This is a genomic window from Empedobacter stercoris (assembly GCF_020281205.1).
Classification (GTDB): Bacteria; Bacteroidota; Bacteroidia; order Flavobacteriales; family Weeksellaceae; genus Empedobacter; species Empedobacter stercoris.
In genome coordinates this window covers 42,804-54,897 of record NZ_JACXZC010000022.1, presented here as the reverse complement: position 1 = coordinate 54,897, position 12,094 = coordinate 42,804, and the positions used below count along the sequence as shown (strand labels likewise).

Here is a 12,094-nt window from a genome sequence, read left to right as displayed (position 1 = left end):
CATGTGTTAGGCCTCCCGCTAGCGTTCATCCTGAGCCAGGATCAAACTCTCCATTGTAAATTATTTTGTTTAGTCTAAAAGACTTAGTTTTTACAACTTCGAATTTCCTTAAGCTCCATTATTCAAGGATTGACTTCGTTATTATTCGGCTTATTTTTTCTTCTGTATATATTATAATTTCAAATGAACTTCTCAGTTTATAACTTACAAAACATCGCTGTTTCTGTAAGCGGTTGCAAAGGTAAAACTTATTTCTTAACTACCAAATTTTATTTTAAAAAATTTAAAGTTTTTATTTCAATAAGTCAATTTACTTCGCAGCAAAATCACTCTCGTGATTTGCGGTTGCAAAGGTAAAACTTATTTCTTAAATCAACAAAATTTATTTTAAAAAATTTTTGTCGTTTGTTTTACTTTATGTCAACTACAATACTACTCGTCTTTCGTATTGGGATTGCAAATATACAACCCATTTTTCCGAACTTCCAAACACATTTTACATTTATTTTACTTTCTATCCCTAACTGACTGTTATGACGGGAAATATTTTTTGAGATTTTTAGATTTGAGAAACTAGATAGTAGATTTCTGACCCGAAAACATCGTTTTTACAGCAAGAAATGATTAGATGTTTTGCTTTATAATTAGTAGCTCTGGGAAATTCTGTCACTAAATAATAAAGTAAAACAGATAATTTTAGCTATATAATATATGATAGTTCTAATTACAGGTTCCTCAACAGGTTTTTACCTTCTGCCCTTCGGGCAAGAAGGAAGATTAGTTGTTGAACTAAACCTCCGGTAGCTTTTCCATTATAAAACATATATTTAGGATATTGAAAAATTCAAAATTATGGTTACTAAAAAAAATCTCCTGAGAAATTAAACTCGACCTTGTTAAATCGTGCTTGTCGTGAAATTACAGGTTTTTCTGAACTTCTGCAACGTTTTGAACGAAATATTTCTATTTTAGGTCGAAGTAAACGCACGTTTGAAAATTATTCACGTCATGTTGCTGCAATGGCGCTTCGTTTGGATCTTTACCAACCCAATTAGATCCTGAACAGGTTAAAGATTATCTTTTTGAACTCCAACAACGCTCAAATTCTCCTTCGCAATCTTATTTTAAACACACGGTTTATGGCTTACGTTTTCTCTTAAAAACAGAAGGTTTACCTTATGATCATCTCGCACTTCCCTCTATTTCAAAACAGAAAAAATTACCTGTTATTTTAAGCCGAGAAGAGATTTGGCGAATGTTATAAAGTGCTGATTTATTAAAACATCGTTTACTTATTGGTTTAATTTACAGTTGTGGACTTCGTTGTATGGAGGTAAGAAAAATTGAATTAAAACATTTAGATTTTGATCGTAAACTGCTTCATATAGTTCAAAGCAAAGGTAAAAAAGATCGTTATGTTCCGCTTTCTGATTATCTCATTCGAGGGATAAAAAAGTACATTTCAATTGAACATCCGACTACTTTTTTATTTACTGGCAACACCAAAGATGCCAAAGGATTTGATTCGCGTTATAGTCTACGTGGAGTTCAATGGGCGATTCAGTCGGTTTGTAGAAAAGCTGGAATTTTAAAAGACGTTCACACGCATACCTTGCGTCACAGCTACGCTACACACTTGTTGGAAGATGGTGTGAATATTCTTCAAGTTCAAAAACTGATGGGACACGAACGAGTAGAAACCACAATGGAATACCTGCACGTCTGCCAATTGGAACAACAAAAAGTTCATAGTCCACTCGATACCGTTTTTGCCTTATGCAGCCGCAAGTAGAAGCCCGTACTGAGCCTGGCCGAAGTGTAGCCGATGTGCTTAGAAAGGTCGATTTGTCCAACCAAAACTTTACGGTTCATCAAGAGAAAACCTTACGGGCGTTGACTTTATGTAGAACAGCAGCTTTGAGCGGACATGTAGATGCTTGTGATGCGTGCGGAAACATTAGCATCAGTTACAACAGTTGCAGAAACAGGCATTGTCCTTTACCCCGTTGGATTATTCCAATAATTTTTTAATCTATTTTTTAAATAAATTTTACCACTACCTGATTTTAGGTATTTTTCTCTTTTTGTGGCATCTTGTTGATTTAAGCAACCTTCCCAATAAATAAGAATAAGAGGTTGTCTATACTTTGTCGCAACAACTTTTCCTTCATTATGAGTTTTAATTCGTTTGTTTAAATCTTTAGTATATCCAGTATATAACATTTTATCTTTTATGCTATATAATACATAAACATAGTAATACATTTTTTTATATAAATATAATGATAAAATCCTACGGGGAAATTGTCAAGGACACAAACGTGAAGAATGGATACAAGCTCGCGAGCAAGATTTGTTGCCTTGTTCGTATTATCATTTGGTATTTACGTTGCCCGATACGCTCAATGGTTTAGCGATTTCTCATCCGCAAATCATGTATCGCATATTATTTGAAGCAACTTGGGCTACGTTGTCTCAATTTGGAAAAACGGAAGGATTGCAATTGGGAATGATTGCCATTCTGCATACCTGGGGACAAAATTTAAGTTTGCATCCGCACTTGCATTGCATTGTTCCTGGCGGTGGAATTGATAGAAATGGAAATTGGAAACGCAAGATAAAAACCGATAAATATTTGTTTGCAGTAAAAGCGTTGAGTAAGGTTTTTCGTGCTAAATATGTAACCTTGTTGCGCAAAGAAAAGTTGGCTGATGCTCAAGTTTTACAAAGTTTGTTTGAAAAGAATTGGGTGGTTTATGCCAAACGACCTTTTGGTGGCCCCAAGCAAGTGATCGAATATTTAGGACGATACACACACAAGGTAGCCATTAGTAATCATCGACTAAAAAATGTAACAGCAACACAAGTCACGTTTCAGTACAAAGATTATCGCAACAATGGTCAAAATAAACAAATGGTCTTACCAAATCACGAATTTATTCGTCGTTTTAGTTTACACATTTTACCCAAACGTTTTGTTCGAATAAGACATTGTGGAATTTTAAGCAGCAGTTGGAAAAGAGGAAAATTACAAGACTTACAAAAACAATTAAAAGTCAAACGAAAAGAATCAAAAATAAAAACAAAACATCGCCTTTGTTATTACTGTAAAGAAGGCAATTTAGTAACATTAGCACTCTTTGGAGATAGAGGTCCACCAAAAACTTATCTTTTTAAATCAAAAGTAAATTCCCCTGTTAATTAACTTAATGGGTAAGGGATTTTATGCCTGAAAATTAAAGTTTTTAGTACTTCACAGTCTAAGGAAGCACAAAAAAAAGCAGTAATCATATAAAATACTGCTTGTATATCTTAAAACTAAACTTCGATAACTCCATAAGAATTAAAAGCTAACTCCGGTTACGTTCAACAGGCTTCCATCTCATGCCCTCCGGGCAAGACGAAAGCTTAGTTATTAGTGGCAGTTATTTGATTTCAACCTTGTATTTTTCAATGATGTTATAGTTTTTGTCCTTTATTACAATAGTGTAATTTCCTTTTGTGAGATACAGTTTTTTAGATGGCTTATTATCATTAATTTCGATTATATCAGTTGGTACTCCATTATTTTCAAATTCATTTTCTCTATAAGCTAACAAAAGTAAGGGTGAACTGTTTTTAATTTTATTTGAAGGTATTGTGTAGCTTTCTTTTCCATTCTGTAACCAATCAGGTCGATTATCTATATATTTTGTTTCAGGATGTATAATAACAATATCTGTTTGTCTAATTTCTTTATTTCCATTAAAAACTTGTCCGTCTTTATCTATAAGTACAATAGGTTCTGTTGTGTCATTAAGTTTGATAAATAAATGATTATTTTCTTTGTCAGACCTTTCTAAAAACATTGTTTGGTCTATGGTAAAAGGGTCTATGTTCGTATTATCTTTTAATCTACCTGCCATTGCTTTTCCCCAAGAAGGATATTCATTTTCGAAAGCGTGAGCATAGCCGCAATGAATAAGAATTTTTGCATTTGGAACACTTTCAATAAACTTTTGAATGTTTTCAGCTTGTTCAATTTCTCTTTCTTTTCCATTCTTGCCTTCAGAAGCTTCATAACTGAAAAGGGTATAGCCAATTTTTAAAGCCTCTGAAATCAAATTTCCAAACTCAGGTTCTTTTGTGTAGTATCCACTTTCTATTATAGGAAATTTTCGTTCATTAATTGTGGAATCAAATAATGCTTCGAGTCCAAGATAACGATAGCCATTGTCATATAAATCTTTTAGAAGAGATTTAGTGAAAGTGCGATGTTTAGGGATGTGGTGTGCTTCGTTAATAATTACAATCTGTGAATTTTTAGATTGTTCAATTATGTAATCTTTTGCATTGACTTTTTTGCTATTGATATAGTATAAACTGTCTTTGTTTGTTGTTTTTGGTTTTCTGACACCATTTTTGTCCCAAATTTTAAGGACTTCTGCATAATATCCGTTAAATGACAATTCAGATGCTCCTGTCTGATATTTCCAAGCGACAGTATCATTATCAATTTGAGATAAAATGTCATTAGAAAATCTGTAATTTTCTGAATTTGTTTGTCCAAAACTTATTAAGGAATTCAAACAAAAAACTATTGTAATAAACTTATTCATCGGTTTTGATATAATTGCCACTAACGGCAGTCTGTGAAAAAAGCACACAAACTCCTTTCAAATATAGTTAATATTTCATAAATTCATTAGGTCTTCATAATTCAAGGTTTTATGCCTATCATCAATGGTTTTAGACAGGCAAAAATTCTATATCAGCCCAAAAAAAAGCAGTAATCGTAAAATTACTGCTCGTATATCTTAAAGCTGCACTTCGAAAACTTCATCATACGTATTAAGTTACTCCGGTGGGCATGCCCTGAGTTTATCGAAGGTTTCAAAGGGCTTTACTTCACATTTTAATGATTTGTTTTGGTGTTCAGTGATTATTAGTTCATCTACCTCATGCATTCTATTTGTTTTTGTATTCGGTGAACCTAAAGGTTTCGTGTCTTCCAGACAAGACGACCCAAGGGCTTTGCCCGAACAGAGCGAAGCTAAAGCTTAGTTATTAGCAGCATCACCGCAGAAGTGATGCTGTATTGTATCAGACGTAGTCGAGGCACAATAACTAACAAAATATTGGTTTTTAGATTGAATTAAGAACAGCGATTATATCATCTCCGTATTTTGTAATTTTTTGTCCACCACTAACAAAGCCCTTTACTTTTGAAAGTTCATCTACTGATTGAGGTTTTATTTTAGTTATGGTCATAAGCTCTGTGTTATGAGCAACTACATAACTAGGAACATTTAATTCACTCGCTTTGTCTTGTCGCCATTCTCTCAAAACATCATAAATATTTTTCTCTTCTTCTGTAAGTTCTGTTTCCGAAATTACAGCATTTTTTTCAGAGTTTCTGTCTTGTCTGTTTGTTTTTTGCTCCTCATAAAAAACTAAAATTGACCAAAAGTTAGGCTGTCCATTTATGAGCTCTGTTACTGTTTTCTTGACAACAACATTGTCCAAAAAACTATTTAAAGTGTCTTGGTCTATTTGTAAATTTTCTTTGTTCAGCCGTATGTAAAAGTGCTTTATTTTCATTTTTATACTGTTAAATTGTCAAGTTACGGTTGTCCCAAGCGGTTGCTGCTAACGTCAGTCTGTGAAAAAAGTACACAAACTCCTTTCAAATATAGTTAATATTTCTAAAAATCATAAGGTATTAATAACGTAATGTTTTAGCCTATCATCAATAGTTTAGACAGACAAAAATGCTAAATTAACTATAAAAAAAAGCAGTAATTGTAAAATTACTGCTCATGTATCTTAAAGCTGCACTTCGAAAACTTCATCATACGTATTAAGCTTCCTAAGGTCGGCCTGCCCTGAGTTTATCGAAGGGTTCAACGGGCTTTACTTCATGGTTTATTATTTGTTTTAGTATTCAGTGATTTTCAATTCATCTTGTGCCCACCCACCGGACAAGATGACCCAAGGACTCTGCCCGAACAGAGCGAAGCTAAAGCTTAGTTATTAGCTGTAGTCTCTTATATTTTATTCACCACTTGTAGTTGATTGGCTTTGATTCGATTTTATAAACAGCATTATAGTAAATGAGCTTCGAAACAATAACAGGTTTCTGATATTTGAAAAAATAGATTTCTGCTTCCATATCTTTAAAATCGTTTTTTAGTACAAACTCTTTTAAATCTGAAAGGCGATTGTTCTATCCGTTGTATAGAACAATCGCCTTTAATCTCTAATTCATTGATTGCAATTTCCAACTCAGACATTATTTTGTTGTAAAATTTATCCATTCATTTGACTTAAAATGATCATACGTTAATAAATATAAGTTTGCATAAACGTGTCAATTAGGAGCTATTCAGTTCATTTGAATACATTACTTGGGGATTATTATTAGGGGGATTACCAGCTTCGCTTTCCATCCCCATTTACTATATAATCTGCCCTGTCACAAATGAACTATCATTTATAACATCCTTCCTTAAATATTTACTTTCACTATATCAGATATTATATTCTAACATAGAGAGTAACTTATTTTACCTATTACTCTTACTTCTCTTCACGCTCAATTTCTTCATAATATTCTTTTTTCAACACATCTATTTTTTCATTAAGCTCTTTTCTGATTTTAGAAGGTAGAGCTTTTAGTTTCTTTAGTTGAAAACCTAAAACAATTCCCGTAATACCAGAAAAAATGAAGGCTAAAGCTGTCATTACCACTAATGATATTCCTGTGAAAATTGGGTTGAATAATAGAATAATGGAAAACACAAGTCCCAGAATACTTGCTATGGCAAGATTCCCCCATTTTAAAGAGCCATAATTTTTAAGCTCAAAAGAGAACCCCAATCCTTGTATCGAACGAAACATAAGTGTAAAGCCAACAACAAGTGGTAATGTAAATGCTGATATTTCAGGTCTGGATAATAGCATCAGACCAATAACCGTATTAAAAATACCTCCCGTCAAATACCAACCCCATCCCTCTATTATTTTTCTGTTCTGTACAGAAAATAAAGTTTCAGCAATACCTGAGAACAAAAATGAAAGGCTGAATAGCATCGTTAATGTGCCATAGGTTTCGAGCGGTGTTGTGAAAATATAAATTCCAAATACGATTAGAAGTACCCCAATAATTGCAGGTACGTACCAATGTTTTACTGTTTTTTTGATTGTTTTTAAAAATGTAGCCATAACACTTAGTTTTTACTGTTATTAAATTACATATCCTGTTGTTGTTTTTAACTCGTAATTTCTATTTCTGAAGGTTGTTCAAATGATTGTCTATACCATTTATGTTTTTGTAATCTGCGAATCGTTGGATTTATAAACAAAAGGAAAAATAGCGATGTAAACGTATTACTCACCGTAAATGCCATAGCTACTTGTAATGAAGGTATATCGCTGAATGAGAGTGCTATATTTTTCAGAACACCGAAAAATGGTAACATAATAATAACCCCAACAATATTAAAAGCCGATGCCGACCATGCTACCAATTTTGATAAAGATGAAAATTTTAAACTAACAAGCAGTGCAGTGGAAGTAGTACCTATATTAGCTCCGATTACTATAGGAATAGCAACTTCAATATCAATAGTACCTTGCGAAAGTAAGACAATGACTAATCCGACAACTACAGAACTGGATTGAATTATTATTGTAATGATGATGCCGTAGATAATGCCTAATAAAGGATTCGATGCCTTAGATAAAATATCTACCAATAAAGGGTCGTTCTTTATTGGCTCCATAGCTTGACTGATAAATGATAATGAAAAAAATATAAAACCAAAGTAAAATACAGATTTACCTGCAACGGCAATTTTAGTGGGTATCATACTAATTACTGTTCCTAAAACAATAAAAAACGGCCCGAGGAAAGACGAGTTCATAGATACAATCCAAGCTGTTGATGTATTACCGATATTTGTACCAAGCATAATTAGAATACTATCACGGAAAGTAATAATACCTGTATTAACCAATGAAACCGTCAGTGTTGATACCAAGGTACTTGATTGTACAATGGAAGTAAACAGCCCTCCCAATAAAAATCCACCCAATGGTAATTTGGTTATTTTGCCAATCCATTTTGATAGCTTTTCGGTGCCAAGATTTTCTATTTCTTTACTGAAACTCTGCAATCCAAATACAAACAGAGCTATCGATGCTATTATGATTATAAACGTTTGAAAATTCTCTAACATTCTTTCTGCTTATTCTTCCTATTGATTAATGATTTTCTTTTTCGATGACCTCTTTTAAAATACTGTGATCCAAACTTAAATCCGCATACATCTTCTTCAAGCGGGCATTTTCTCGCTCCAATTCTTTGTATTGACGCAACATTTCTTGATCCATGCCACCATATTTGCGCTTCCAAAAATAAAAGGTATTTGGACTGATGGATAATTCTCGGCATATATCGGATGCCTTTTTTCCAGCTTCATGCTCCTTGAGTACTTGGCTGATTTGTGTTTCTGTAAATCTTGACTTTTTCATCTTTAATAACAGTTTAAATTTATAACTTTTTATAATATTTTAAACTGTCTGAGTTTTTGGGGGATTTACATATATAGCAAGACCATTCAGTGCGATGGCAAAACCCATGTGATTGTTGCACAACTCAAAAATAAAAAAAATTCGGATCTTGTAGTATGCAAGGACGAAAAGAATTTACCCCACAATTATTTTACGAACTAAGCTTAGAGCGGTTAGTTCAACCGATAACTTTTATCGCCGTGTAAATCAAGCATTAGATTTACATTTTTTGTACAAATCCACTCAAAAACATTATGGCACTCAAGGTCAAGAAAGCATTCACAAACCTTTGTACGATAAAATGCACGAAAAACTCACCAAAAACAAAGCATATCACCGCAGGTTAGTAAAGTGTCGAAGTGCTACGGTAGAACCAGTTTTAGAACGCTGATCAATCATCACAACATGAAACGCATCAACAGCCGCGGCTTAGCCCAAGCGAACAAACATGTACTGATGGCGGCCTTGACCTATAACTTAAATAAATACTTGAAGTTTATAGTGAAAAAACCACTTCCTATTACAACCTCAATAGTCCAAATTCTATCCCAAAGAGAAGGGAACAACTTGGGAATTTTCAAAGCATCCCTAATCCCTTAAAAAATGCAAAATAAGCTACTCAAATTTTAGAAATTTAGTCTACCTTAAAATATAAAGCTTCTCAGAAATCGCTTTAAAAAAGCTCGTTTTTTAGAATTATTTTCCGAAATTGGGAGTTGTGCAACGGTTACCGCTGTTATAGGACGTTTATTAGTTTAATATCCAATTAATGAAGTCCTTTCCAAATTCAGAAATTTTATAAGTTGTACTTGAAGAAGATGTAATAGTACTCGAAAGACTTGACATCGAAGTCGAATATGTGTATGGTAAATATTTAAAATCCTTTTTGCTTTCAATTAAAATCAGATTTTTATCACTTAATATTTTCCATATTAATTCGTTATCAAATTTTAACAAACAGTTTTCTGGAATTTTATTAATATTAGTTTTCTCTAAATGTTGTTTATACATTTCCCAAATAACATTTTCACCATTAATTTTTTCAAAAGTTATTTGAAAATTTGAATCTTTTAATGCTGATAAATATTTTATTTCATCAATTGTTATTGAATCTAGTATTGAAACATATAAATCACTGCTAATTTTAGACTCTTGATTTGTTAAATTACATATCAAAATATTAGTATAACATATAATTTTTTCTCTGTGTCTAGTTTTAATAACAGAATTCATCGACTGAACTATTAAATCATAAAATTCCTCTGATTCGCTAATTTTGTTAATTAAATCAAGACTTTCAATTTCTGAAATCCTAGAATCTAAATGAGATAAGAATTCTTTGAGTCTATCTTCTCTCCATTTCGAACCCTTAATTGAAAGTAAAATATCTAATGAACCTCCAATGGTTGGTATCAAATTGACTAAAGCTCTCAAAGTGTTACTTCCTTCATATTTTTCAAGAAGACTTTTTTCCATAGTAGTTAGCGTAAATGTCCTATAACGTTTTGCATATTGCCGTTCGGGCGGGATTTTCGCCAGAAAACTCCAAGCAAGCGACAATGTTTAAATTTACAAATAAATTTCAAACGGAAGTATTTTGCCCGCCTGACGGCAATATGTTTGTTGTGTGCCGTTTTCTTTTACGATTCTTTTAATTCTCTCGAAAGAAAATATCCGCCAAATATTCCGTGAATAATTCCAAATATTCCGTAAATCCAAAGTTGATAAATTGAATATCCTACAAGTGATTCCAAAACCCGCGCCTGCCCAAATTCAAATGAACTTATTATTCCGACAACTAATGCTTTAGAGTACAATATTAGAATCCACGAAGCGAAGAGTGCTAAAAATGATATTCCATAATATTTTCTTCTTTCTTTCGCTATTTTTTTAGTCAAATATTTTGAAACTAATTTTCCAATTATTAGGTATCGCAATTATTGACGTAGTCCATTCTATCCAATCTCTTTCAATCGTATACCACCTTGGAATTTCTCCGATAACAGCATAAAAAATGGAAAGGAGAATGAGTCCGTAAAGATAATGTTTTGTAACTAAAAATTTTATGTTTTTCAATTCAGCAGTCAGTTTTTTAAAACGTCACACAACTTGCCGCGGCTTGGCGAAGTGCGGGCTTGAATTGAGCGAAAGTTCAATTCAGAACCGAACGAAGCAAAAGCTGTGGCTTTTGGTAAATTTAATAAAAAAAACAAAAGAAAAACAGCTTTTTGCGGAATAGAATGCCGAAAACTTTAAATTTTAGACTTAATCCGCCATTGCGCCAATACATTGTGCTTGTTGCACAACTCAAAAATAAAAAAAATTCGGATCTTGTAGTATGCAAGGACGAAAAGAATTTACCCACAATTATTTTACGAACTAATTTTAGATCAGTTAGTTCCACCCGATAACTTTTATCGCCGTGTAAATCAAGCATTAGATTTACATTTTTTGTACAAATCCACTCAAAAATATTACGACAGCCAAAGTCAAGAGAGCATTCACAAACCTTTGTACGATAAAATGCACGAAAAACTCACCCAAAACAAAGTATATCACCGCAGGTTAGTAAAGCGTCGAAGTGCTACAGTAGAACCCGTTTTAGGAACGTTGATTAACTTTTTTAACCTAAAACGAATCAACAGCAGAGGAATGGCACAAGCCAATAAACACGTTTTGATGTCAAGTTTATCTTACAACTTGAAGAAATACCTGCGCTTTATTTTCAAAATCCCGAGTGTTATAGCCCAAGTTGTTTCCCTAAAACAAGGGAAATACAGCTTTTTACAAAATTACTCCTTCACGACTTAAAAAAGTGCGTTTTTAAGCAAACCTAATTTTATATTATAATATATTTTCCAAAAAATAAACCTCGCTTAAAAAGACATAAACGAGGTCAAATATTTTAAATTTTTATAATAATTGGAGTTGTGCAACAGTTACTGCTGTTAGCAGAAGTTCTTTTGTGATTTTTGTTTAACTCCAACTCATATTTATTTTTACAATATTGTTTTTTATCTCAACTTTTCCACCGAAAGCATTTTCTTCACCAGGATATATTTCGTAAATTTTGGTTTGATTTTCGATTTTTGGAATATTATTTTTTAATCTTTTACTTTTTTCTATCCAAGAGTTAATTTCTTTATCCGAACTTTTAAATTCAATTATAAATTGTCTTGTAAACATTGAACCTTTTTTTTCAATGTTTATAATTTCAGCATTTTTTGGAAATTCATTTAATCCACCCCAATTTAATGAAGTTTTAATAATTTCATTCCTTTCCCAAGGCATTACAAAATTGCTGAAAAAAATTATATAAACAGAAAAAATTGAGATGACTGAAAAAATCAGAAAATATGAAAGAACTTTATTTATTCTTTTAATGCTTTTTTTGTTTAACATGATTTTGGTATAGAATTTATGCTAACGGAAAAAGTATTGGCGAAGTGCGGGAAAAAATGAACTTTAGTTCAATTTTAGACCAATCGTAGCCAATATTTTTTCAATGGAACTAAGTTAATCAAAAATGTGGAATTGGAAA

The 12,094-nt window shown here is 32.4% G+C and carries 13 protein-coding genes and 2 pseudogenes; 6 read left to right on the top strand and 9 right to left on the bottom strand.

The window, feature by feature from the left end:
- The first annotated feature begins 893 nt into the window (after positions 1-893).
- From IF125_RS10640 to IF125_RS10630, 3 genes and pseudogenes are all read left to right on the top strand, one after another.
- A complete protein-coding gene (locus IF125_RS10640; protein WP_225542451.1) occupies positions 894-1,055 on the top strand; it encodes a hypothetical protein in 162 nt (53 codons plus the stop codon).
- 272 nt (positions 1,056-1,327) lie between these two features.
- Positions 1,328-1,792 (top strand): tyrosine-type recombinase/integrase, encoded by a 465-nt coding sequence (locus IF125_RS10635; protein ID WP_262903672.1) that lies wholly within the window; start codon positions 1,328-1,330, stop codon positions 1,790-1,792.
- A pseudogene (locus IF125_RS10630) lies at positions 1,777-1,998 on the top strand (transposase zinc-binding domain-containing protein); the annotation flags it as partial. The gene IF125_RS10635 and the pseudogene IF125_RS10630, both read left to right, overlap by 16 nt.
- On the opposite strand, the gene IF125_RS10625 reads toward IF125_RS10630, so the two are convergent.
- Positions 1,999-2,265 (bottom strand): GIY-YIG nuclease family protein, encoded by a 267-nt coding sequence (locus IF125_RS10625; protein ID WP_225539818.1) that lies wholly within the window; start codon positions 2,263-2,265, stop codon positions 1,999-2,001.
- 40 nt (positions 2,266-2,305) lie between these two features.
- On the opposite strand from IF125_RS10625, the pseudogene IF125_RS10620 reads away from it, so the two are divergent.
- Positions 2,306-3,205, top strand: a pseudogene (locus tag IF125_RS10620) (IS91 family transposase); the annotation flags it as partial.
- A 220-nt stretch (positions 3,206-3,425) separates the two neighbouring features.
- Here IF125_RS10620 and IF125_RS10615 read toward each other — a convergent pair.
- From IF125_RS10615 to IF125_RS10590, 6 genes are all read right to left on the bottom strand, one after another.
- Positions 3,426-4,598 carry a hypothetical protein gene (locus tag IF125_RS10615; protein WP_225542450.1) on the bottom strand — a complete coding sequence of 391 codons (1,173 nt, stop codon included), beginning with the start codon at positions 4,596-4,598 and terminating at the stop codon, positions 3,426-3,428.
- A gap of 526 nt (positions 4,599-5,124) precedes the next feature.
- Entirely contained in the window at positions 5,125-5,580 is a 456-nt protein-coding gene (locus IF125_RS10610; protein ID WP_225542449.1) for an HRDC domain-containing protein, read from the bottom strand.
- 457 nt (positions 5,581-6,037) lie between these two features.
- Entirely contained in the window at positions 6,038-6,151 is a 114-nt protein-coding gene (locus tag IF125_RS10605; RefSeq protein ID WP_225542448.1) for an RteC domain-containing protein, read from the bottom strand.
- Between the two features lie 407 nt (positions 6,152-6,558).
- Positions 6,559-7,203 (bottom strand): HdeD family acid-resistance protein, encoded by a 645-nt coding sequence (locus IF125_RS10600; protein ID WP_225542447.1) that lies wholly within the window; start codon positions 7,201-7,203, stop codon positions 6,559-6,561.
- Between the two features lie 47 nt (positions 7,204-7,250).
- Positions 7,251-8,219, bottom strand: a complete 969-nt coding sequence (locus tag IF125_RS10595; protein ID WP_225542446.1) for a Na/Pi cotransporter family protein — start codon at positions 8,217-8,219, stop codon at positions 7,251-7,253.
- A 25-nt stretch (positions 8,220-8,244) separates the two neighbouring features.
- Positions 8,245-8,514: a transposase gene (locus IF125_RS10590; RefSeq protein ID WP_225542445.1), complete on the bottom strand. Its 270-nt coding sequence runs from the start codon at positions 8,512-8,514 to the stop codon at positions 8,245-8,247.
- 268 nt (positions 8,515-8,782) lie between these two features.
- Between IF125_RS10590 and IF125_RS10585 the strand changes: the two genes are divergently transcribed.
- Complete coding sequence (locus IF125_RS10585; protein WP_225542444.1) at positions 8,783-8,944, top strand: hypothetical protein; 162 nt, start codon at positions 8,783-8,785, stop codon at positions 8,942-8,944.
- A 359-nt stretch (positions 8,945-9,303) separates the two neighbouring features.
- Here IF125_RS10585 and IF125_RS10580 read toward each other — a convergent pair whose 3' ends face one another.
- A complete protein-coding gene (locus IF125_RS10580; protein WP_225542443.1) occupies positions 9,304-10,029 on the bottom strand; it encodes a hypothetical protein in 726 nt (241 codons plus the stop codon).
- Positions 10,030-11,004: 975 nt separating this feature from the next.
- Here IF125_RS10580 and IF125_RS10575 point away from each other — a divergent pair.
- Complete coding sequence (locus IF125_RS10575) at positions 11,005-11,364, top strand: transposase (RefSeq protein WP_225542442.1); 360 nt, start codon at positions 11,005-11,007, stop codon at positions 11,362-11,364.
- A 165-nt stretch (positions 11,365-11,529) separates the two neighbouring features.
- On the opposite strand, the gene IF125_RS10570 is transcribed toward IF125_RS10575, so the two are convergent.
- Positions 11,530-11,955, bottom strand: a complete 426-nt coding sequence (locus tag IF125_RS10570) for a hypothetical protein (protein WP_225542441.1) — start codon at positions 11,953-11,955, stop codon at positions 11,530-11,532.
- Positions 11,956-12,094: the final 139 nt, after the last annotated feature.